Here is a 22,360-nt window from a genome sequence, read left to right as displayed (position 1 = left end):
CGATGGTACTGCACTCGGGAGGGTGTGGGAGAGTAGGACACCGCCGGACAATCTTCCAGTCGAGGGCCGCCCCATCCGGGTCGGCCCTCGACTGCGTAGCGCCTGAGGTGGCGCACTGAGGAAGGATGTACCCCGTGAGTTCAGGACCGCAGGGCGGCGACCGCCCCCGTCGTTACGAGGACCGCAACGACCGGTCTGGCGACCGCGACCGCGCGCCTCGGCGTGACGACCGCGACCGGCCGCCGTACCGCGGCGACCGGGACAACCGCGGCGGGCCCCGCGGCTACGGCGACCGTGAGGGCGGCTCCCGGGGCGGCGACCGCCGCGAGGGCTACCGGGGAGGCGACCGCGAAGGCGGTTTCCGCGGTGGTGACCGCCGTGAGGGCGGCTTCCGTGGCGGTGACCGGCCCAGCGGCTTCCGCGGTGGCGACCGCGACGGTGGCGCCCGGAGCGGCGATCGGCCGGGCGGCTTCCGCAGCGGCGACCGCGAGGGCGGTTTCCGTGGTGGTGAGCGCCGCGAGGGTGGCTTCCGCGGTGGTGACCGCGACCAGGGCGCCCGTGGTGGTGACCGTCGCGAGGGTGGCTTCCGTGGTGGCGACCGCGAGCGTGGATATCGGGGTGGTGACCGCGAGGGCGGTTTCCGCGCCGGCGACCGCCCCGGCGGCTTCCGGCCTGCCGACCGCGACGGCGGTTTCCGCGGTGGTGACCGTCGCGAGGGTGGCTTCCGTGGCGGTGACCGTGAGGGCGGTTTCCGTGGCGGTGACCGTCGCGAGGGTGGCTTCCGTGGCGGTGACCGTGAGGGCGGTTTCCGTGGCGGTGACCGTCGCGAGGGTGGCTTCCGTGGCGGTGACCGTGAGGGCGGTTTCCGTGGCGGTGAGCGGCCCGGCGGCTTCCGCGGTGGCGACCGCCGCGAGGGCGGCTTCCGCGAGGGCGGTTCCCGTGGTGGGGAGCGCCCCGGCGGCTTCCGTGGCGGTGACCGTGAGGGTGGCTTCCGCAGCGGTGACCGTGAGGGTGGCTTCCGCAGCGGCGACCGTGAGGGTGGCTTCCGTGGCGGTGAGCGCCGCGAGGGTGGCTTCCGCGGTGGCGACCGTGAGCAGGGCTTCCGTGGTGGCGACCGTGAGCGCGGTGGGGACCGTCGTGAGGGTGGTTTCCGTGGCGGGGACCGTGAGCGTGGCGGGGACCGGCCCGGTGGCTTCCGTGGCGGTGAGCGTCGTGAGGGCGGTTTCCGTGGCGGGGACCGTGAGCGTGGCGGGGACCGTCGTGAGGGCGGTTTCCGTGGCGGCGACCGTGAGCGTGGCGGTGAGCGTCGCGAGGGTGGTTTCCGTGGCGGCGACCGTGAGCGTGGCGGGGACCGCCGTGAGGGTGGTTTCCGTGGCGGGGACCGTGAGCGTGGCGGGGACCGTCGCGAGGGTGGTTTCCGTGGCGGCGAGCGCCGGTTCGACGACCGGCGCCGCGACGGGGGCACCGGCTTCCGCCGTGACGGCGACGAGCGCGCGCCGCGGGCTGAGCGCGTGGGCGAGCGTACCGAGGCGCCCGCGCTGCCCGACGAGATCGTCGCGACCGACCTCGACAAGGACGTCCGCGCGGAACTGCTCTCGCTGGCCAAGCCGGTCGCGGAGACGGTCGCCCGACACCTGGTCGCGACCGGCCAGCTGATCGACGAGGACCCGGCCGAGGCGCTGGCGCACGCGCTGGCCGCTCGCCGGTTGGCGTCGCGGATCGCCGCGGTGCGGGAGGCGGTCGGTCTGGCCGCGTACCACGCCGGGGAGTGGCAGACCGCGATCGCCGAGCTGCGCACGTACCACCGGATGACGGGCCTGCAGAGCCACCTCGCCGTCCTGGCTGACTGCGAGCGCGCCCTCGGCCGGCCGGAACGGGCCATCGACCTGTTCCGCGGCGCCGACCGGGACGCGCTCGACCCGGCGACCGCCATCGAGCTGCTGATCGTCGCGGCCGGCGCGCGCGGCGACCTGGGCCAGAAGGACGCCGCGGTCGCCATGCTCCAGGTGCGTGAGCTGACCAGCGACGCCACCGAGTCGTGGACCGCGCGGCTGCGCTACGCGTACGCGGACGCCCTGCTCGCGGTCGACCGGCGTGAGGAGGCGCGGGAGTGGTTCGCCCGTGCCGCCGAGGTCGACGCCGACGGCGAGACCGACGCGGCCGAGCGGCTGCTCGAACTCGACGGCGTGGTCATCGAGGGCGACGAGGACGACGAGGGGTCGGTGGAGGAGATCGCCGCTGGTCCCGGTGCCCCGGGGAGCGTTCCGGCCCGGCCGGACACCGACCTGGATGGTGGCGAGGACGCCGGTGACCCGGAGGCCCCCGCAGCGGTTACCCCGGCGGCGACCGCCGCCCTCGACGCCGACGACATCGACGACGCCGAGGACGCCGACGACGCCGAGGACGACAACGCGGAAGACGACGCCGAGGACGAGGCCGACGACCGCGAGGACGACGACCGCGAGGACGACGACCTCAAGACGGTGACCCACGACGACGCCGTCGGCAGCGGCGGGGCGGACGATCCCGACCTCGCCGTCCGGGCCGGGGGCGACGCCCCGGCGGGCCACGACGAGACGGGCCCGGTAGCCCGGTGACCGGAGGCGCCGGGGCCCGGCTGGTCGACGGGTACGCGCAGGTCGTCTTCGACCTGGACGGCGTCATCTACCTGATCGACCGGCCGATCCCCGGCGCGGTCCAGGCGGTCGGTCGGCTGCACGGCGAGGGGCGGGCCGTCGCGTACGCGACGAACAACGCCTCCCGGCGGTCGAGCGACGTCGCCTCCCTGCTCACCGGCATGGGCGTGCCGGCCCGGCCGGACGAGGTGCTGACCTCTGCGGCGGCGGCCGCCGAACTGCTGCGCGACCGGCTGCCGGCCGGCGCCCCGGTGCTCGTGGTCGGCGCCGAGGCGCTGCGCGCCGAGGTCGCCGCCGTCGGTCTCAGCCCGGTGGACCGGGCCGACGAGTCGCCGCAGGCGGTGGTGCAGGGGTACGGGCCGCAGGTCGGCTGGACCGAGCTGGCGGAGGCCACCGTCGCGGTCCGCGGCGGCGCCACCTGGATCGCCACGAACACCGACCGGACGCTGCCCAGTGGGCGGGGCCCGCTGCCCGGCAACGGATCCCTGGTCGCGGTGCTGCGGACCGCCCTCGACCGGGAGCCGGACATCGTGGTCGGCAAGCCCGAGCCGGCGCTGTTCGCCACGGCCGCCCGCCGGGTGGACGAGGGGCACACGCTGGTGGTCGGGGACCGGCTGGACACCGACATCGAGGGCGCGCGGCGGGCCGGACTGGACAGCCTGCTGGTGCTCACCGGCGTCAGCGACGTTCCCGAACTGCTCGCCGCGCCCCCGCAGCGTCGGCCCACGTACGTCGCGCGGGACCTGGCGGGGCTCTTCGACCCGGCGGCCGTGGTCCGGGTCCCGGGCCCGACGGACGCCGGCGGCTGGTCGGTCGACGCGCGTGACGGCGCTCTGGAGCTGACCGGCGCGGGACGCCCGCTGGACGCGCTGGCCGCGCTCTGCGCGGCGGCGTGGTCGGCGCCGACGGTCCCGCCGATCCGGGGTGGTTCACCGGACGCGGCGCGGGCGCTGGCCACGCTCGGCCTGCCCGCCTGAGCGGCACCCCCCGGCCGCCCCGCAGCGGCGGCGGAAGCCCCGGGGCGGAGCGGACGCGGTGGGGACCGGGTCAGAGCAGCTTGCGCAGCTTCATGAGGTCGAGCGGGTTCGCCTTGATCGACACTCGCCGCGAGGCCACGGCGCGGGCGATGTCCAGGTCGCCCCGGACCAGCGCGAGCAGGTCCTCGCTGCTGGTGCTCAACGCGATCTTGGCCTTCGGGTCGTCGCCGTCGGTCAGGTCGGTCAGGCGGCCCCCGGCGAGCCGGCCGTGGAAGGCCGTCTCCAGGTCGGTGATGCGGCAGGCGAGCGTCCGGTCCAGGTCGATGCGGTCCCGCACCGTCTCGGCGTTGCGGTCCATCCGGGCGGCGAGATCCTGCAACGCCTGCCGACACTCGTCCACGGTGGCCACCCTGTACGCCTCCTTGCCGCGCGCCACGCCGTCCCCGGCACCGTACCGCACAGGGCGGTCCGGGGTGCCCGGTAGCGTGAGACCTGCACACCCCGCCCCGCGGAAGGACTCAGGCATGCAGGACGCGTGGCGCGCCTACCTCGAGTTGGCCATGGGCCTGACGGAGGCGCCCCGGAAGAAGGCCCAGGACGTGGTGCGTCGGCTCGCCGGGTCGGGCGGCGCGACGGCCGCCCAGCTCCAGGCGCTCGGTGAGGAGCTGGTCTCCACCGGCATGGCGAACCGGGACGCGCTGACCAAGCTCGTCCGGTTCGAGGTCGACCGGGCGCTCGGCGCCGTCGGCCTGGCCACCGCCGAGGAGGTCGCCGACCTCACCCGTCGGGTGCACGAGCTGGAGCGGCAGCTGCGCGAGGCGCGCGCCGCCACCCCGGCGACCGGCCCCGGCAGCGGCCCGGCGGAGCCCGTGCCGTCCGGCCCCGAGCCCACCACGACCGCCGGCCCGATGCCGACCGGCGGCGACGTGTCGGCGCCGGTCTCCCAGCCGCCCGCGAAGAAGGCCGTGGCCAAAAAGGCGGTGGCCAAGAAGGCCGTCGCGAAGAAGGCGGTCGCGAAGAAGGCCGAGCCGGGCAAGGCCGTGATCCGTCGCTCACCGGCGGCGCTCACGCCGACCGCCGGCGACGCCGAGCCCGCCCACCCGGCGAAGAAGGTTGTCCGCAAGCAGCAGCCGGGCGGTGCCGAGTGAGCGCGCGGAGCCGGTCGTGACCGGCCCGTTCCGGCCCGGCCCACCGCCGGGTGGCGCACACGGGCCCCGGCCCGGCCCGCCGCAGACCGGCGGCACCCCGCCGCGTCCCGGCCCACCGCCGGGCGGTGTCCCGGCCCGTCCCGGCCCACCGCCGGGTGGCCGTCCGCTGCCGCCGGTGGACGATCTGGACACACCGAGCCACCCCGCGGTCGACGCGGCGGTCCAAGCGATGATCAACGCAGCGTCGCTCGCGCCGGCCGACCAGATCGCGCAGTACGAGGCGGCGTACGAGACGCTGCGCGAGACCCTCGCCACCATCGACCAGGCCTGAACACCGGAGAACCCATGGCACGTCGCAACCGGCTGGACGCCGAACTCGTCCGCCGCGGTCTCGCCCGCTCCCGCGAGCAGGCCGCCGCGTTGGTGGAGGCCGGCCGGGTCCAGCTGCGCGGCGTACCGGCACGCAAGGCCGCCGCGATGGTCGACCCCGCCGACGCGCTGCTGGTGACCGGCGAGGACCCCACCTCGGAGTACGTCTCCCGCGGCGGCCACAAGCTGGCCGGCGCGCTGGCCGCGTTCGCCGGGCTGGACGTCGCCGGGCGGCGCTGCCTCGACGCGGGCGCGTCCACCGGCGGCTTCACCGACGTGCTGCTGCGCGCGGGCGCGGCCGAGGTGGTCGCCGTCGACGTCGGCTACGGGCAGCTGGCGTGGCCGCTGCGCACCGACGACCGGGTGCGGGTGCACGAGCGCACCAACGTCCGCTCGCTCACCCCGGAGACGATCGGCGGGCCGGTCGACGTGACGGTGGCCGACCTGTCGTTCATCTCGCTGCGGCTGGTGCTGCCGGCGCTGGCCGGCTGCACTCGCGCCGACGGTGACCTGGCGCTGATGGTGAAGCCGCAGTTCGAGGTCGGCAAGGAGCGGGTGGGCGCCGGCGGGGTCGTGCGTGACCCGGAGCTGCGCGCCGAGGCGGTGCTCGACGTGGCCGCCGCCGCGGCGGAGCTGGGTCTGGGCCTCGCCGACGTGGCGGCCAGCCCGCTGCCGGGGCCCAGCGGCAACGTCGAGTTCTTCGTATGGTTACGCCGGGACGCGCCGCAGGCCGACCCGCAACGGGTGCGGGCGGTGGTCGCGGCGGGGCCGCAGGGGCCCGCGACGGCCGGCGAGGTGCCGGACGCGGCGGCGGAGGAGGTCGCAGGGTGAGCGCGTACAGCGGGCGTCACACGGCGGGCGTGGCCCGCCGCCGCTCCGGGCGCGGAGGTCGAGCCCGGTGAGCCGGACCGCCCTGCTGGTCACCCACACCGGCCGCCGACGCAGCACCGAGCACGCCCGGGCGGTGGCTGCCGACCTGATCACCGCCGGCTTCGAGGTGCGGGTCGTCGCCGAGGAGGCCGAGGACCTGGACCTGCCCGGCGTGGTGCCGGTCACCGGCCCGCAGGCCGCCGAGGGCGCCGAGATCGTCTTCGCGCTGGGTGGCGACGGCACGTTCCTGCGCGCGGCGGAGCTGGCCCGGCCGGCCAAGGTGCCGCTGCTCGGCATCAACCTCGGCAAGGTGGGGTTCCTCGCCGAGGCCGAGATCGGCGACCTGGACAGCGCGGTACGCGACGTCGTCGGCCGCAACTACACCGTGGACGAGCGGCTGACCCTCGACGTCACCGCCGAGTTCGACGGCGGGCCGACGATCGAGTCGTGGGCGCTCAACGAGATCAGCGTCGAGAAGGGGGAGCGGGCGCAGATGCTCGAACTCCTCGTTGACGTGGACGGCCGCCCCCTGTCCCGCTACGGCTGCGACGGGGTGGTCTGCGCGACCCCCACCGGCTCCACCGCGTACGCGTTCTCCGGCGGCGGCCCGGTGGTCTGGCCGGAGGTGGAGGCGCTGCTGCTGGTGCCGATCAGCGCGCACGCGCTGTTCAGCCGGCCGCTGGTGACCGCCCCGACGTCGACCTTCGCGATCACCGTGGACCCGTTCACCACCCTGGCGGTGCTCTGCTGCGACGGCCGACGGGTCTACGACCTGCCGCCGGGGGCCCGGGTGACCGTGCGCCGGGGCGCGCTGCCGGTGCGGATCGTCCGCCTGCGCGACCGGCCGTTCACCGACCGGCTGGTGGCCAAGTTCGACCTGCCGGTGCAGGGCTGGCGGGGCTCCCGCCGCTGACCGGCGCTCCTCTCACCCGGCGGTAACCGTCCGGACACCTACCGGACGTCAGGTGCCCGCCGGATGTCCACCTGGCGACATGTCGCCGGTGCGGCGTGCTCCAGCTAGTGACCGTGCGGTGAGCCACGTCGCAAACTCCGATCGGTCGATCTCTGGGAGACCGGCCCTGGAGTAGAGGAGCGACATCGCATGCACAGGCCCCCACGCTGGCTGACCGCCGGCGCGGTCGGCGCGCTGGTCGTCGGACTCGCCGCACCGGCGTCCGCCGAGCCGCCCGCCCGGCCCACCGGCCCGGACCCGGGCCCGACCGCCCCGGGAACCGCGTCCACCCGCATCACCCTGATCACCGGCGATCAGGTCGACCTCGCCCCGGCGGCCCCCGGCCGGGTCGCCGCCACCGTCCGCCCGGCCCCGGGCCGGGAACGGATCACTTTCCAGACCCTGGAGGTCGACGGCGGGCTGCGGGTGGTCCCCAGCGACGTCCTGCCCTACGTCTCCGCCGGTGTGGTCGACGGCAACCTGTTCGACGTGCAGGAGTTGGCCGCCGACGGTTACGGCGACGCCGCGCAGGGCGTCCTGCCGCTGATCGTCCGCTACCAGGAGCCGGCCGCGGGCCGGGTCCGGCCGCTCGCCGCGGCCGCCGAGGCCCGTCCCCTGGAGAGCATCAACGGCGCCGCCCTGCGCGTCGACAAGGGCGACCTCGGTGGCCTGTGGACGGAGCTGGCCGGCGCGCCGGCAGCCCGGACGACGACCGCCGCCACCCCCCGGCTGGGCGCGGGCATCGCCAGCCTCTGGCTGGACGACCGGGTCCGCCCGGCCCTGGAGCACAGCGTGCCGCAGATCGGCGGCCCGACGGCCTGGGCGGCCGGCCGCGACGGCAGCGGCGTCACGGTGGCTGTGCTCGACACCGGCGTCGACGACACCCACCCGGACCTGGCCGGCCGCATCGTCGAGGCACGTGACTTCTCCGGCAGCGGCAGCGCGCGCGACGGCCACGGCCACGGCACGCACGTCGCCGCGACCATCGCCGGCTCCGGCGCCGCGTCCGGCGGGCTGCGCAAGGGCGTCGCGCCCGGCGCGCGGCTGCTCGTCGGCAAGGTGCTCAACGACGGCGGCGGCGGCTACGACTCCGACATCATCGCGGGCATGGAGTGGGCCGCCCACGCCGGCGCCAAGGTGATCAACATGAGCCTCGGTGGCGACCCCACCGACGGCACCGACCCGATGAGCCAGGCGCTCAACGACCTGACCGCCGAGACCGGGGCGCTCTTCGTGATCGCCGCCGGTAACGCCGGCGACGCGCGTACCGTCGGCTCGCCGGGCGCGGCCACCTCGGCCCTCACCGTCGGCGCGGTGGACCGCGACGACAACCTGGCGAGTTTCTCCAGCCGCGGGCCGCGCGTCGGCGACAACGGCCTCAAGCCGGAGATCACCGCGCCGGGCGTCGGCATCGTCGCCGCCCGGGCCGCCGGCACCGCGATGGGCGGGCTGGTGGACGAGCGCTACACGGCCGCGTCGGGCACCTCGATGGCCACCCCGCACGTGGCGGGCGCGGCCGCGATCCTCGCCCAGGACCACCCCGACTGGGCCGCCGGCAAGCTCAAGGACGCCCTGGTCAGCACCACGAAGGCCAACCCGTCGCTGACCGTCTTCGAGCAGGGCGGTGGCCGGGTCGACGTGGCTCGGGCCCTCGGTCAGCGGGTGTACGCCTCGGCCACCGTCGACTTCGGACGGATCACCGCCGGTGGCGGGGCGATCGAGCGGAGCGTCACCTACACCAACGGCACGTCGGCCCCGCAGACCCTGCGGCTCGCCCTGGACCTGCGCAACACGGACACCGGCGTGGCCGAGACCGACGGTGTCACCGTCGGGTCCGGCACGGTCACCGTCCCGGCCGGCGGCAGCGTGGCCGTGCCGCTGCGCGCCGACCCGGCGAAGCTGGCCCGCGGGCCGCACGGCGGCTGGCTGGTGGGCACCGGCGCCGACGGCGTCACGGTGCGTACGCCGGTCGGGCTCACCCTGAGCGGGCCGATCCACGAGGTCACGGTCAAGCTGCTGGACCGGCAGGGCCAACCGGCCCTCTCCCCGGGCCTGACCTTCAACGGCGAGCAGCCCGAGTCGGACTACTGGGGCTGGTGGCCCGGCGAGGCCACCCTGCTGGCCGAGGAGGGCACGTACGTGCTGACCGCGCTGGTCGAGCACGGCGCCCCGCTGGACGAGCAGCTGACCCAGGTCGTCGAGCCGGAGCTGGTCGTCGACCGGGACATGACCGTGGTGCTCGACGCCCGCAAGGCCACGCCGGTGCGGATCGAGACGCCGAAGCCCACCGAGCAGCGGGACACGCTGAGCTACTACATGCACCGGGTGCTCGGCAACGGCCGGCAGATCGACCACGGTGTGATGGCCTTCAGCACGGTGCAGCAGGTCAACGTCACGCCGACCCGGCCGGTGCGGACGGGCGAGTTCGCGTTCGCCTCCCGCTGGCAGCTCGTGGCGCCGATGGTGGACGCGAAGATCAGCGGTGTCGCCGAGCCGTCCGACATCAACCTGATGGGCACGTCGCCGGCGCCGACCGGTCGGCGGAAGCTGCCGCTGGTCTGGGCCGGCACCGGGACCGCCGCCGAGCTGACCCGGGCGCGGGGCGCCGCCGCGTTGCTCACCGCCGACCCGGAGCGCTCGGAGGAGCAGCAGGTGGCCGCCGCCGCGGCCGCCGGCGCCGCCGCGGTGCTGATCGTCCGGCCGGCGGACATCAGCGCCTGGACGGTGTGGCGTCCGATCGGCGACCGCCTGCCGATCCCGGCGATGGTGGTCGCGTACGACGACGGGCAGCGGCTGGTCGCGGCGGCCCGCACGGGCCGCGCGACGCTGGACCTGACGCTCACCGTGGCCAGCCCCTACCTGTACGACGTGTGGCAGGTGTCGAAGGGGCGGGTGCCGGAGCGGATCGTGCACACGGTGACCCCGAAGAACACCGCCGAGGTGACCGCCAGCTATGCGGCCACCGGCGCCGACTGGGCCACCGAGCAGCGGTTCGGCTGGCTGCCGTGGCAGGAGTTCTCCTGGAACGACGACCAGCGGATGGTGCGTACCGGCACGACGCGGCAGGAGTTCGTCAGCGCCGGGGACACCTGGTGGCAGCATCGGGTGCTGCACAAGCTGATGTTCATGCAGTGGGGGGAGCTCGACGGTGGCCTCGCCGAGGCGCCCCGCCGCTACGACGCCGACGACCGGGTGACCGAGAGCTGGCACACCCCGGTGATCCGGCCGGCGGTGCCGGCGACCGGCGCGCGGGTGCCCACCCGCACCGGTGACAACCTCGACCTGTGGGTGCCCGAGTTCGTCGACGCCGACGGTCACCACGCCGTGGCCGGACGCAGCGAGGAGTCGGACATCGTCGAGGCCCGGGTCAGCCGTGACGGGACGCAGATCGCGGACCTCTCCGACGGGTGGGCGCCGGTGCCCACCACCGCGGGGCCGGCCCGCTACCGCCTGGACGTGACCACGGCACGGTCCTCGGCCGACTGGCGGTACGCCACCCGCACCGAGACGGCCTGGCAGTTCACCTCGGCCCGCCCGGCCGGGGACAAGGCCACGGCGCTGCCGCTGCTGCAGGTCGACTACCAGGTGCCCGCCGACCTGCGTGGTGAGGTGCCCGGCAAGCGGTCGCACAAGCTCGGCCTGACGCTGCGCCAGCCGACCGGGGTGTCCGCGCCGACCGGCACCAGCGTGCGGGTCGAGGTGTCGTTCGACGGCGGGCGGACCTGGCGCACGGCGTCCGTGCAGGGCCACGGCGACCGGTACACCGCCACGGTGCCGGCCGGCCAGGGGACCGTGTCGCTCCGGGTGCACGCGAGCGACCGGGCCGGCAACAGCGTCGACCAGACCGTCATCGACGCGTACGGTCTGCGCTGACGCGGGCGGGGGCGGGGCGGCCGCGGGTCGCCCCGCCCCCTCGTCCGCCGGGTCAGATCCAGCCGCGCCGGGCGGCCTGGTACGCCAGCCCGGGCCGGGTGTCGACGCCGGCCACGGCCATCAGGTCGGCGAGGCGGCGCTGGACGGTGCGCCGGCTCACCCCGAGCTGGGAGGCGATGGACTTGTCCGGCACCCCGGCCACGAAGAGGGAGAGCAGGCGGGTCTCGTCGGCGTCCGGCCGGTAGCCGCCGCCGTCGTCGTCGGGCAGGGCGGCGGAACGTACCGGGGTCGCCATCAGCCAGTGGCTCTCGAACAGGGCGATCAGCGCGTCGAGCAGTTGACTGCGGCCGATCACCGCGGCGCCGGGTTCGCCGCTGCCGCGGTCGGGCACCAGCGGGCAGACCGCCGTCGTACCGTCCACGATGGCCAGCCGCACCGGCAGCCGGTCGAGCACCCGGGCCTGTTCACCGGCGCGGACGCCCCGGTCGACGTCCTCCAGCGCGCCCGGTTCGAGGAGCATCTTCCGCTCGTAGATGGCCCGGTAGCGGACCCCGCGGGCCAGCGCGTCGAACTCCTCGAGGTTGTCCTCGCCGTGCATGGCGAGCGGGTTGGCCCGGCAGAACCAGAGCACCTCCGTGCGGGCGCCGTTCTGCAGGTCGCGCAGGCGCTCGCGGAGGACCTGCGCCCCGGTGATCACCTCCACCAGGTGGTCGGCGTTGTGCCGGCGCATCCCCGCCCGGTACTCCTCGGTGAGCTGGGTGACCGCCGCGCGGGCCGCCTCCAGGGCCTCCTGCCGGCGCAGCAGCGCCGCGCCGAGCGGGATGTCCGGCGCGAGCGGGCGCAGCGGCGCGTCGGGCTCCGGGCCGGCGGGCACGACCAGGCCCCTGGCCCGCAGCGCGTCGAGCCCGCCGAGGATCGCGGCGCGGGGTCGGTCCAGCCGCTCGGCCAGCTCGTCGACCGACGCGACGGTCAGCCGGACCAGGCAGCGGTAGAGCTCCTCGTCGTCCGGGGTCAGGCCGATCACGTCCAACACGGGGCTGAACTGTACGACGCCACCGCGCGGGTCACGACGCGGCGTCGCCGGCTGGTCAACTGTCGGGCCCCGCGTCTACTGTCAGGTGCTGTGCTGGAAGAGCTGCGCATCACCGGACTGGGCGTCATCGAGGACACCACGCTCCCGTTGACCGGCGGGATGAACGTCATCACCGGCGAGACCGGTGCGGGCAAGACCATGGTGGTGACCGGTCTCGGCCTGCTCTTCGGCGGCCGGGCCGACGCCGGGCGGGTGCGGGCCGACCCGGGCCGTGCCGTGGTGGAGGGGCGGCTGCGGCTGGCCGGGCGGGTCGCCGGGACGGTGCACGCCCGCATCACCGACGCCGGCGGCGAGCCCGACGACGACGGCTCCCTGCTGATGAGCCGCACGGTGACCGTCGAGGGTCGGTCCCGGGCCCACGTCGGCGGGCGCAGCATGCCGGTGTCGATGCTCGGCGAGGTCGGCGAGCAGGTGGTGGCGGTGCACGGCCAGTCCGACCAGCTGCGACTGCTGCGTCCGGCCGAGCAGCGGGCCGCGCTCGACCGGTTCGCCGGGCCGGAGCACGAGAAGCTGCTCGACGCGCTGCGCGAGGCCCACGCGGGCTGGCGTCGGGTGGTCGACGACCTGGCCGACCGGCGGCGCAACGCCCGGGAGCGCAACCAGGAGGCCGACCTGCTGCGGCTGGGCCTCGACGAGATCACCCGGGTCGATCCGCAGCCCGGCGAGGACGACGAGCTCAAGACCGAGGCGCAGCGGCTGGAGCACGCCGAGGGGTTGCGCACCGCCGCGCAGCTCGCGCAGCAGTGCGTGGCCGGTGGCGCCGAGGCGGCCGACGAGACCCCCGACGCGACCTCGCTGCTCGGCACCGCCCGGCGCACGCTGGAGGCGCAGGCGGGCACCGACCCGGCGCTGGGCGACCTGGCCGTCCGCCTGGAGGAGGCGGCGACCCTGGTCACCGACGTCTCCGCCGAGCTGTCGGCCTACCTCGCCACGCTCGACGCGGACCCGGCCCGGTTGCAGGTCGTCTACGAGCGCCGCGCCGCGCTGCGCGCGCTCACCCGCAAGTACGCCGACGACGTCGACGGGGTGATCGCCTGGGCCGAGCGGGCCCGCACCCGGCTGTCCGATCTGGACACCTCCGACGAGCTCCTCGACGAGTTGGAGCGGGAGGGGCAGCGGCTGGCCGCCGAGGTCGCCGACCTGGCCGGTCGGGTGACCGCGTCCCGCCGGGAGGCGGCGACCCGGTTCGCCGAGGACGTCACGGTCGAGCTGGCGGGGCTGGCCATGCCGCACGCCCGGATCGAGGTGGCGGTGCTGCCCCGGGCGGCCGGGCGGGGCGAGCCGGCGCTGTCGGTGGGCGGGGTCGAGGTCGGCGTCGGCCCGGACGGCGGCGACGAGGTGGAGCTGCGGCTGCTGGCCCACCCGGGCGCGCCCGCGCTGCCGTTGCAGCGGGGTGCCTCCGGCGGTGAGCTGTCCCGGGTGATGCTCGCGATCGAGGTGGTCTTCGCCGGCTCCGGCGGCCCACCCACCCTGGTCTTCGACGAGGTCGACGCGGGTGTCGGCGGCCAGGCGGCGGTGGAGATCGGCCGTCGGCTGGCCCGGTTGGCGCGCAGCCACCAGGTCCTGGTGGTGACCCACCTGCCGCAGGTCGCCGCGTTCGCCGACCGGCACCTCGTGGTGGCCAAGGACACCGGCGGCGCGGTGACCACCAGCGGCGTGCGCGTGGTGGAGGACACCGAGCGGGCGCGGGAGCTGGCCCGCATGTTGGCGGGTTTGCCGGATTCGGATCTGGGTATCGCCCACGCCGAGGAGCTTCTGGCCGTGGCGGCCAAGGAAAGGCGGGCGTGACCGCCGGTATTGTGAGCGCAAGCACACCAGCCTGCGCTCCGGTGTGCTTCCCTGGGTAGGCGGCCCTGCTCAGGCATGTCGCGACAGAAAAGCCTGCCTCACATGCCAGGATGGTCACGATGCGTCTACCCACGTTGCGCCGGACCCGGAACGCGGTACCGGGCAGTGTCCTCGGCACCGCGCGCCTCGACCGCCGGACGAAACGCCTGGTCGGCCGGCTCCGTCCCGGCGACATCGCGGTGATCGACCACGTCGACCTGGACCGGGTGGCGGCGGATTCGCTCGTCGCCGTCGGTGTCGCGGCGGTGCTCAACGCGAAGCCGTCGGTCTCCGGCCGCTACCCCAATCTCGGCCCCGAGGTGCTGATCGGGGCGGGCATCCCGCTCCTCGACGACCTGGGGGAGAGCGTCTTCGAGCAGATCCGGGAGGGCGACACCGTCCGGATCGAGGGCAACACGGTCTACGTCGGCGACGAGCCGGTGGCGCACGGCAGCCTGCAGGACGCGGAGACGGTGGCCAAGGCGATGGCCGACGCCCGCGAGGGCCTGTCGGTGCAGTTGGAGGCGTTCGCCGCCAACACGATGGACTACCTCAAGCAGGAGCGGGACCTGCTGCTCGACGGCGTCGGCGTGCCGGAGATCCAGACGCAGATCCAGGGGCGGCACTGCCTGATCGTCGTCCGCGGCTACGACTACAAGGCCGACCTGGACGTGCTGCGGCCCTACATCCGCGAGTTCAAGCCGGTGCTGATCGGCGTCGACGGCGGCGCGGACGCCCTCGTCGAGGCCGGCTACACCCCTGACATGATCATCGGCGACATGGATTCGGTCACCGACGACGTGCTGCGCTGCGGCGCCGAGGTGATCGTGCACGCCTACCCGGACGGTCGGGCGCCCGGGCTGCCCCGGGTGGCCGGTCTCGGCGTCCCGGCGGTGACGTTCCCGGCCGCCGCCACGAGCGAGGACCTGGCGATGCTGCTGGCCGACGAGAAGGGCGCCTCGCTGCTGGTCGCGGTCGGCACCCACGCCACCCTCGTCGAGTTCCTCGACAAGGGCCGCGGCGGCATGGCCTCGACGTTCCTCACCCGGCTAAAGGTCGGCGGCAAGCTGGTCGACGCGAAGGGCGTGAGCCGGCTCTACCGGCAGAGCATCTCCGGCTCGTCCCTGCTGCTGCTCGTGCTCTCGGCGATCGCCGCGATGGCCTCCGCGGTGGCCGTGTCCACGGTCGGGAAGGCGTACCTGGGCGTGGTCTCCGAGTGGTGGGACAATTTCGTGTTCCAGCTGGGCCAGCTCTTCTAGCTCTCCGACGATCAAGAGGCTGCAAGCGTGATCAACTTTCGGTACCACGTGGTGTCGCTGACCGCGGTTTTCCTGGCCCTGGCCATCGGGCTGGTGGTCGGCACAGCCGCCCTCAACGGCCCGGTGGCCGATTCGCTCGAGGGTCAGGTCACCGGGCTGCGCAAGGACAACCAGCACTGGCGCCAGACGGTCGACAACCTGGAGAAGCAGCTGGAGTCGGAGGAGGGCTTCGCGGCCGAGATGGCGCAGGTCTTCCTGCCCGGCAAGCTCGCCGGCCGCCGGGTGCTGGTGGTGAGCCTGCCGACCGGCCGTGAACACACCGAGGGCGTCATCAAGATGCTTCAGCTCGCCGGGGCCGACATCACCGGCCGGGTCGACCTGCAGGACAAGTTCATCAACCCGGACAACAACAACAACCTGCTGGAGCTGGCCGTCACCGCGGCCCGGCCGACCAGCGCGCAGACCACCGGGCTGCCCGGCAACGGGCACGGCGTGGAGACGTCCAGCGCGCTGCTGGCCAGCGTCCTGCTGGACCGGGCGCAGGGCATGGCCCCGGTCAGCGAGGCCGACCGCCGGTCGATCGTGGCCGCTTACACGAACGCGGGCTACCTGACCACCGAGGACCGGGTCACCGGCCCGGCCGAGTCGGTCGTGGTGATCAGCGGCCAGCCGTACGTGGACAAGGACTCCGCGAAGAAGGACGAGTCCGTGGTCAAGATCGCCGAGCAGTTCGACCGCACCGGGGCCATCGTCGTCGGCGGCAACGGCTCGGCCGGCGGCAACCTCGTGGCGATCGTGCGGGGTGACCCGGTGCTGTCCCAGTCGATCTCCACGGTCGACAACGCCAACACCATCCAGGGCCAGTTGGTCACCACGCTGGCGCTGGTGCAGCAGCTCACCGAGAAGAAGGCCGGCCAGTACGGCGTGGGCGACAACGCCGCGTCGCTGCTGCCTAAACTGCCCCAGTGAGCGAACCCTCTGCCCGGATGTCCGTCCACGACCCGATCGGGGTGACCGAGTGAGGATCCTGGGGCGGCTGCTGGCCGCCGGCGCCGGGGTGGCCGCCGCCCGCTACGCGCTGCGCGAGGTGCGGACGTCGCCGGCCGGGCCCGCGCTGGAGCGCACCAACTTCCGGGGCCGCACGGTGAGCCTGGCCGCCGGGCCCGCGCTCGCGGTCGGCGCGTCCGGCGCCGCCGCGCTCGGCGCCCCCGGGGTGGCGTCCGGCGCCGCCGCGCTGGTCGCCGGGGTGGGCGCCGGGGCGGTGGGTCTCTACGACGACGTGGTGGGCGCCCGGCCCGAGCAGAAGACGGCCAAGGGCTTCGCCGGGCACCTCGCCGCTTTGCGCGAGGGTCGCGTCACCGCCGGGCTCGTCAAGATCGTCGGGGTGGGCGCGGCCGGGCTCGGCGCCGCCGCCCTGCTCGCCGCCGACCCTCGGGTCGCCGGGCACCGGCGCCGCCAGCGGCAGGGTGCGTTCGGCCGGGGCGTCGACGTGCTGCTCGGCGCCGGCGTGGTCGCCGGCACCGCCAACCTGATCAACCTGCTCGACCTGCGCCCCGGCCGGGCGCTCAAGTCGGGGCTGCTGCTCGGTGCGCCGCTCACCGGCGGCCCGCACGGTGGGCTGGCCGCCGGCGCGGTCGGCGCCGCCGCCGGGCTGCTCCCCGAGGACCTCGGCGAGGACGTCATGCTCGGCGACAGCGGGGCCAACGCGCTCGGCGCGGTGCTCGGCGTCGCGCTCGCCGCCCGCACCGGGCCGCTGGGCCGCGCCGGCACCCTGGCCGTCCTCGCCGCCCTCACCGCGGCCAGCGAGAAGGTCAGCTTCACCCAGGTGATCCAGCGGACCCCGGGGCTGCGGGAGCTCGACGCGCTGGGCCGGTCGTCGGACTGACGTGACCAGACCGGCACCCCTCGCCGGCGCCGGCCGGGTGGCCGGAGCGGCCGCGCTCATCGCCGTCCTCACCGTCGTCAGCCGGCTCGCCGGCTTCGGCCGCACGTCCGTGTTCACCTGGACGCTGGCCGGCACCGACCTCGGTGGCACGTACGTGGTGGCGAACAACCTGCCGAACATCGTCTTCGAGATCGTGGCCGGCGGAGCGCTGGCCAGTCTCGTCGTACCGCTGCTGGCCGGCGCGGTGGAGGCGGGCGACCGGCGGGCGGTGAACGCCACCACCGGCGCGCTGCTGACCTGGACGCTCACCCTGCTCGTGCCGCTGGCCCTCGCGGTGGCCCTGCTGGCCCACCCGCTGATCGGCCTGCTCGGCCACGGCCTGCACCCGGAGCAGCGGGAGGCCGGCGCCCGGATGCTGCTGCTCTTCGCCCCCCAACTGCCGCTGTACGGCATCGGCATCGTGCTCACCGGGGTGCTCCAGGCGCACCGACGCTTCGCCTGGCCGGTGATCGCTCCGCTGCTGTCCAGCGTCACCGTGATCGCGGTCTACCTCGGCTTCACCGCCTGGCAGGGCCGGCTCGCCACGGTCGGCTCGGTGAGCCGGGGCGGGGAGTTGCTGCTCGCCGGGGGCACCACCCTCGGCGTGGTCGTGCTGTCCCTGTCGCTGCTGATCCCGCTGCGCCGGCTGGGGCTGCGCCTGCGGCCCGGGTACGGGTTCCCGCCCGACGCCCGGGCGCGGGTCGGCGGGCTGGCCGTCGCCGGGGTGGTCGCGGTCACCGCGCAGCAGATCGCGCTGGCCGTCGCCCTGAACCAGGTGACGTACGGGGCCCGCTCCAACCCGGGCGTCTACAACATCGCCCAGACCATCTACTTCCTGCCCTGGTCGGTGCTGGCCGTGCCGCTGGCGGTGGCCGCGTACCCGACGCTGGTGGCCGCGCGCGCCGCCGGCGACGAGCGCACCTACCGGGAGACTCTGGCGCCGGCCGTCCGCGGGGTGGTGCTGTTCAGCCTGCTCGGCGCCGCCGCGCTGGTCGGCACCGCGCAGCCGGTGGGCCACCTGTTCTTCCCCGAGTCCCCGCAGGCCGCGTCGACCGCGGCGGCCGCCGTCGCCGGGTTCGCGCCCGGCCTGCTCGGCTACGGCCTGTTCGCCGTCCTCACCCGGGCGCTCTACGCCCGCGGCGCGACCCGGTCGGCGACCGTCGCGACCGCGGTCGGTTGGCTGGCCGTGCCGGCCCTGGCGGTCCTGTTCGGGTGGCTGCTGCCCCTCGACGACCGGGTGCTGGCGGTCACGCTCGCCACCTCCCTCGGCATGCTGCTCCTCGGCGGCCTGCTGATCGCCGCCGTCGTCCGGTCCGCCGGCCGGGACGCCCTGGCCGGCGTCGGCCGGGCCGCAGCCGCGGGTCTGCTCGCCGCCGTCGTCGCCGGCATCGCCGGCGCGGCCGTCGCCCGCTGGCTCGACGGCCTCGTCGACTCGACCCCGACGACATCCGGGGCGCTCGCGCAGGGCATGCTGTCCGGTGTCGTGGTCGGCGCCCTGTTCCTCGCCGTCGCCTGGCTGACCGACGCGCGGGACCTCCGACCGCTGCTCGCGGCGGTGACCCGCCGCCTCGGCCGGCGACGCCCGCCGGCCACCGCCGGCACGCAGGCGGACCAGCGCCCCGGGGAGCGGGGCGACGGGAAGGAGACCGTTTCCTCATGACCGACGCCTCGTCGGCGCCGCGCTGGCCCGGCTCGGTGGCGCTGGTACTCGCCTCCAGCACCGGTGGGGTGGGTCAGCACGTCCGGTCCGTGGCCCGTGGCCTCACCGCCGCCGGCGCGTCCGTGCTGGTGTGCGGCCCGGCCGCCACGGAGGAACAGTTCGACTTCACCGGCGTGGGCGCCCGCTTCCAGCCGGTCGAGATCCCGGCCAGCCCCACACCCGCCGACGCCCGGGCCGTCACGGCGCTGCGCCGGGCGCTCACCGACACCCCGGTGGACGTGGTCCACGCGCACGGCCTGCGCGCCGGGCTGGTCGCCGTGCTCGCGCGACCGTCGGCGCCGCTCGTGGTCACCTGGCACAACGCCGTGCTCGCCGGCGGCCTGCGGGGCGCCCTGTCCCGGGTCGTCGAGCGGGTCGTCGCGCGGGGCGCCCGGGTCGCGCTCGGCGCCTCCGCCGACCTGGTCGACCGGGCGGCCGCGCTGGGCGCCGCCGACGCCCGGCTCGCCCCGGTCGCCGCGCCCACCCTGCCGGCACCGCGTCGCCGTCGGGCCGCGGTGCGCGCCGAGTTCGGTGTCACCGACGCGCAGCCGCTGATCGTCTCGGTCGGCCGGCTGCACCCGCAGAAGCGGTACGACGTGCTGGTCGACGCCGCCGCCCGCTGGCGTACGCGCGACCCCGCGCCGGTGGTGGTGGTCGCCGGCAGCGGCCCCGCGTACCTTCCGCTGGCCGCCCGGATCTCCGCCGCCCGGGCGCCGGTGACCCTCCTCGGTCACCGCACCGACGTGGCCGACCTGCTCTCCGGCGCCGACCTCGCGGTCGTCACCAGCGACTGGGAGGCCCGGCAACTGTTCGCCCAGGAGGCGCTGCGGGCCGGCGTACCGCTGGTCGCCACCGCCGTCGGCGGCCTGCCGGAGCTGGTCGGCGACGCGGCGGAGCTGGTGCCCGCCGGCGACGTCGACGCGGTCGACACCGCGGTCCGCGCGCTGCTCGACGACCCGCCGCGCCGCGCCGACCTGGGGCGGCGCGGCGCCGAGCGGGCGGCGACCTGGCCCACCGAGGCCGACACGGTCGCCGCGCTGGTCGGGCTCTACACCGAGCTGGCAGCCGACCCGAGCGGCCCGACCGGCCCGGGCGCGGACGCGTCGTCGACGGGACACCGGTGATGCTGCGCCGACTCGCCCCCGCCCTGCTCACCCTGGTGGTGGTCGCGCTCGGCATCGCCGCGCTGGCCGCCCGGCCGGACCGCGGCACGCCGCAGCGCACCGCCGACTTCGTCGTCATCGCCGGGGTCGCCGGGCTGCGCTGGGAGGACGTGGACCCGCAGAACACCCCCACGCTGTGGCGGATGGCCGAGCAGGGCGCGATCGGCTCGCTGTCGGTCCGTTCCGCGCACCGGCCCACCTGCCCGGTCGACGGCTGGCTGACCCTCGGCGCGGGCAGCTTCGCGGCCTGGAGCGGCAGCCGACAGGCCGGCGGCTGTCCGCCGGCCTCGGTCACCGTGGAGCAGCCCGACGGCATCGGGGCCAACCTGCCCGACCAGGAGGGTGTGGTCCATCACAACCAGGAGCAGCTGCCCTGGGGCACCACACCCGGGGCACTGTCGGAGTCGGTGCGCTGCTCGGTGGCGGTCGGTCCGGGCGCCGCGGTGGCCGCCGCCCGGCCGTTCGGCCGCGTCGACCGGTACGCCCCGGCGCTGCCGGCGGACCCGGCGGACCTGCTCGGCTCGTGCGTGCTCAGCATCGTCGACCTCGGCACGGTCGACGCCACCGCGAAGGCGGACCGCGTCGCCGCCGCCCGGGCCGCCGACGCGCAGCTGGCCCGAGTGCTCGCCGCCCGGCCCCCGCGCTCGCTGGTGCTGGTGGCCGGCATCTCGGACACCGACGCGACGGCCCGGCTGCACGTGGCCGTCGCCGACGGACCGGGTTGGCAGCGGGGCTGGCTGACCTCGGCGAGCACCGGCCGGGACGGCTACCTGCAACTGGTCGACCTGGCCCCGACCGCGCTCGCCGCCCTGGGCCGGCCGATGCCGGACCGGTTGTTCCTCGGCCGACCGGCGGTCGCGGTCGACGGCCGCCCCGCCGACCTGGCCGCCGCGATCGCCCGGCCGGCCGACGCCGACCGGGAGGCCGCCGCCCAGCGGTCCGTGGCCGGCTGGTTCTTCACGCTCCTCGCCGTCGCCCAGACGCTGCTCGCGGTCGCGGTGCTGCCGCTGCTGCGCCGGGCCCGCCGGCACGCCGGCCCGCACGGGCCGGAACCGGTCTCCCGGCGGATCGTCGCGGCCGTGGAGCTGCTGCTCGTGGCCGCCGCGCTGGCCGTGCCCGCCGCGCTGCTGGCCGACCTCGTGCCGTGGTGGCGGGCCGACCGGCCGGGCTGGGCCTTCGCCGTGGTGACCGCCCTGCTGGTGGCCGTCGGCACGGCCGTGGTCCGGTTCGCACCGGGGCACGCCAGCACCCTCGGCCCGCTCGGCGCGGTCGCCGGGCTCGCCGCGCTCACCGTCGGCCTGGACGTGCTGACCGGGGCCCGGCTCCAGCTCAACGGTGTGGTCGGCTACTCCGCCCAGGAGGGCGGCCGGTACGCGGGTCTGGGCACGGTCGGGCTGGGTGTCTTCGTGGCCGGGGCGCTGTTGTCCGCGGGCTGGCTGGCCCAGCGGCTGCGCCGGGGCTGGCGCCCGGCGGCGGTGGTCGCGGTCGGCGGCGTCGCGGTGGTGATCGTGGGCAGCCCCTACCTCGGCGCCGACCCGATCGGCGCGATCGCCCTCACCGCCGGGCTGAGCGTGACCGCGGTGATCAGCGCCGGCGGCTGGTTGACCGTGAGCCGGCTCGCCTGGGCGACGATGGCCGCGCTCGCGGTCACCATCGGCTACGCGGTGGTGGATCTGCGCCGGCCTCCGGTGGAGCGGGGCAGCCTCGGCCGGTTCCTGGCCGCGCTGGGCGACGGCACCGGCGGTCTCACCCTGCACCGCGCCAGCACCGCCAACTTCGAGACCCTGGTCGGGAGCCCGCTGACCCTGCTGGCCCTGGCCGGCGCGCTGCTCGTCTGGTTCGCGCTGCTGCAGCCCTGGGGCGGGCTGATGCGGCTGTTCGGCATCTACCCGGCGATCCGCGCCGCGATGGCCGGCACCGCCGTGGCCGCGGTCATCGGCGGCGTGCTCGGCGCCTCCGCGCTGAACGTGGCCGGAGCCGCCGTCGCCCTGGTGGTGCCGATGGCCGCCCTGGCCTCGCTGCGGGTGCTCGACCACTCCACCGACCGGACGCTGCCCGGCGCCGGCCGTCCACCCGCGGACGGCTCGGGTGTCCGTGGTGACGACGGCCCTGGCGCCGGCGACGAGGGCGGCACCGGTGGCGGCGCGGGGGGCACCGGTGGCGGGAACGACGGCCCGACCGGCGGCCCCCGGCCCTCCGGGGCGAGCGGGGAGCACGCACGGCCGTCCGCGACGTCCACGCGGCAGTCGGGCGGCACCCGCGCCGTTCCCGACCCGGCCCCGACCGGGCCCGCCGAGGACCGGGACGCTGACCGGGACGACCCCGCCGGTGACGGGGACGACCGGGCGGGGGAGGGCCCGGGGCCCGGGCCGGCTGCCGGGCCGGCCGGTTCCGCCGGTGGTGAGGCGCGGCCCACGGCGGGCCCGTCCGACCCGGCCGGCGAGCGTGCTGAGCCCACCGTGCCGCCGCGCCGGCCCGTACGGACAGCGCAGCGGGTGAGCACACCCTGACCGTGGGTCGCGGCACGCGGGCCGCGCCGCCGGGACCTCGGAGCGGCCCGCGTACGGCTC

General features: G+C 76.1%; 17 protein-coding genes. 14 read left to right on the top strand and 3 right to left on the bottom strand.

The annotated features are described in order from the left end of the window. Positions 1–140: 140 nt before the first annotated feature. The gene (locus tag ACIBTV_RS13235) at positions 141–1,634 is read right to left on the bottom strand and encodes a hypothetical protein (RefSeq protein WP_396704429.1); all 1,494 of its coding nucleotides are present in this window, start codon (positions 1,632–1,634) and stop codon (positions 141–143) included. On the opposite strand from ACIBTV_RS13235, the gene ACIBTV_RS13230 reads away from it, so the two are divergent. Beyond that, positions 1,599–2,597 carry a Replicase polyprotein 1ab gene (locus ACIBTV_RS13230; protein WP_396704445.1) on the top strand — a complete coding sequence of 333 codons (999 nt, stop codon included), beginning with the start codon at positions 1,599–1,601 and terminating at the stop codon, positions 2,595–2,597. The two genes, ACIBTV_RS13235 and ACIBTV_RS13230, sit on opposite strands and share 36 nt — an antisense overlap. Further along, positions 2,594–3,613 carry an HAD-IIA family hydrolase gene (locus tag ACIBTV_RS13225; protein WP_396704426.1) on the top strand — a complete coding sequence of 340 codons (1,020 nt, stop codon included), beginning with the start codon at positions 2,594–2,596 and terminating at the stop codon, positions 3,611–3,613. The genes ACIBTV_RS13230 and ACIBTV_RS13225 overlap by 4 nt, the downstream gene beginning before the upstream one ends. A 70-nt stretch (positions 3,614–3,683) precedes the next feature. Here the strand turns inward: ACIBTV_RS13225 and ACIBTV_RS13220 are convergent, their stop codons facing one another. Beyond that, a complete protein-coding gene (locus tag ACIBTV_RS13220; RefSeq protein ID WP_396704424.1) occupies positions 3,684–4,022 on the bottom strand; it encodes an SCP2 sterol-binding domain-containing protein in 339 nt (112 codons plus the stop codon). 115 nt (positions 4,023–4,137) lie between these two features. Between ACIBTV_RS13220 and ACIBTV_RS13215 the strand changes: the two genes are divergently transcribed. The 5 genes from ACIBTV_RS13215 to ACIBTV_RS13195 all read left to right on the top strand — a co-directional run bounded on the left by ACIBTV_RS13215 (position 4,138) and on the right by ACIBTV_RS13195 (position 10,825). Then, entirely contained in the window at positions 4,138–4,761 is a 624-nt protein-coding gene (locus tag ACIBTV_RS13215; RefSeq protein ID WP_396704423.1) for a phasin family protein, read from the top strand. Beyond that, positions 4,751–5,092, top strand: coding sequence for a hypothetical protein (locus tag ACIBTV_RS13210; protein ID WP_396704421.1), 342 nt, complete (start codon positions 4,751–4,753; stop codon positions 5,090–5,092). The genes ACIBTV_RS13215 and ACIBTV_RS13210 overlap by 11 nt, the downstream gene beginning before the upstream one ends. Before the next feature lie 14 nt (positions 5,093–5,106). Further along, positions 5,107–5,961: a TlyA family RNA methyltransferase gene (locus tag ACIBTV_RS13205; protein ID WP_396704419.1), complete on the top strand. Its 855-nt coding sequence runs from the start codon at positions 5,107–5,109 to the stop codon at positions 5,959–5,961. Positions 5,962–6,028: 67 nt separating this feature from the next. Then, entirely contained in the window at positions 6,029–6,913 is an 885-nt protein-coding gene (locus ACIBTV_RS13200) for an NAD kinase (protein ID WP_396704417.1), read from the top strand. A gap of 189 nt (positions 6,914–7,102) precedes the next feature. Next, entirely contained in the window at positions 7,103–10,825 is a 3,723-nt protein-coding gene (locus ACIBTV_RS13195; RefSeq protein WP_396704415.1) for a S8 family serine peptidase, read from the top strand. A gap of 52 nt (positions 10,826–10,877) precedes the next feature. On the opposite strand, the gene ACIBTV_RS13190 is transcribed toward ACIBTV_RS13195, so the two are convergent. Further along, positions 10,878–11,858 (bottom strand): helix-turn-helix domain-containing protein, encoded by a 981-nt coding sequence (locus ACIBTV_RS13190; protein WP_396704413.1) that lies wholly within the window; start codon positions 11,856–11,858, stop codon positions 10,878–10,880. 90 nt (positions 11,859–11,948) lie between these two features. Between ACIBTV_RS13190 and recN the strand changes: the two genes are divergently transcribed. The 7 genes from recN (at position 11,949) to ACIBTV_RS13155 (ending at position 22,300) form a co-directional block, all read left to right on the top strand. Next, positions 11,949–13,706 (top strand): DNA repair protein RecN, encoded by a 1,758-nt coding sequence (recN, locus tag ACIBTV_RS13185; RefSeq protein WP_396704412.1) that lies wholly within the window; start codon positions 11,949–11,951, stop codon positions 13,704–13,706. Between the two features lie 119 nt (positions 13,707–13,825). Beyond that, entirely contained in the window at positions 13,826–15,004 is a 1,179-nt protein-coding gene (steA, locus tag ACIBTV_RS13180) for a putative cytokinetic ring protein SteA (protein ID WP_396704410.1), read from the top strand. Between the two features lie 27 nt (positions 15,005–15,031). Next, the gene (locus tag ACIBTV_RS13175; RefSeq protein WP_396704408.1) at positions 15,032–15,973 is read left to right on the top strand and encodes a copper transporter; all 942 of its coding nucleotides are present in this window, start codon (positions 15,032–15,034) and stop codon (positions 15,971–15,973) included. A gap of 49 nt (positions 15,974–16,022) precedes the next feature. Beyond that, the gene (locus tag ACIBTV_RS13170) at positions 16,023–16,889 is read left to right on the top strand and encodes a hypothetical protein (protein ID WP_396704407.1); all 867 of its coding nucleotides are present in this window, start codon (positions 16,023–16,025) and stop codon (positions 16,887–16,889) included. Between the two features lies 1 nt (position 16,890). Then, complete coding sequence (murJ, locus tag ACIBTV_RS13165; RefSeq protein WP_396704405.1) at positions 16,891–18,588, top strand: murein biosynthesis integral membrane protein MurJ; 1,698 nt, start codon at positions 16,891–16,893, stop codon at positions 18,586–18,588. After that, positions 18,585–19,751 carry a glycosyltransferase family 4 protein gene (locus tag ACIBTV_RS13160; RefSeq protein ID WP_396704403.1) on the top strand — a complete coding sequence of 389 codons (1,167 nt, stop codon included), beginning with the start codon at positions 18,585–18,587 and terminating at the stop codon, positions 19,749–19,751. Before murJ ends, ACIBTV_RS13160 begins: the two co-directional genes overlap by 4 nt. Further along, the gene (locus ACIBTV_RS13155; protein ID WP_396704401.1) at positions 19,751–22,300 is read left to right on the top strand and encodes a hypothetical protein; all 2,550 of its coding nucleotides are present in this window, start codon (positions 19,751–19,753) and stop codon (positions 22,298–22,300) included. The genes ACIBTV_RS13160 and ACIBTV_RS13155 overlap by 1 nt, the downstream gene beginning before the upstream one ends. Positions 22,301–22,360: the final 60 nt, after the last annotated feature.

Origin of the sequence: Micromonospora sp. NPDC049366 (assembly GCF_044466625.1) — a bacterium.
Classification (GTDB): Bacteria; Actinomycetota; Actinomycetes; order Mycobacteriales; family Micromonosporaceae; genus Micromonospora.
The sequence above is the reverse complement of the archived record's forward strand: the minus strand, read 5'-3'. Positions and strand labels throughout refer to the sequence as shown.

Bases quoted from the DNA above. Each gene is read 5' to 3' on its own strand.
- ACIBTV_RS13160 (WP_396704403.1), top strand. From the start codon at position 18,585: ATGACCGACGCCTCGTCGGCGCCGCGCTGGCCCGGCTCGGTGGCGCTG.
- ACIBTV_RS13215 (WP_396704423.1), top strand. From the start codon at position 4,138: ATGCAGGACGCGTGGCGCGCCTACCTCGAGTTGGCCATGGGCCTGACG.
- steA (WP_396704410.1), top strand. From the start codon at position 13,826: ATGCGTCTACCCACGTTGCGCCGGACCCGGAACGCGGTACCGGGCAGT.
- ACIBTV_RS13155 (WP_396704401.1), top strand. From the start codon at position 19,751: ATGCTGCGCCGACTCGCCCCCGCCCTGCTCACCCTGGTGGTGGTCGCG.
- ACIBTV_RS13195 (WP_396704415.1), top strand. From the start codon at position 7,103: ATGCACAGGCCCCCACGCTGGCTGACCGCCGGCGCGGTCGGCGCGCTG.
- ACIBTV_RS13205 (WP_396704419.1), top strand. From the start codon at position 5,107: ATGGCACGTCGCAACCGGCTGGACGCCGAACTCGTCCGCCGCGGTCTC.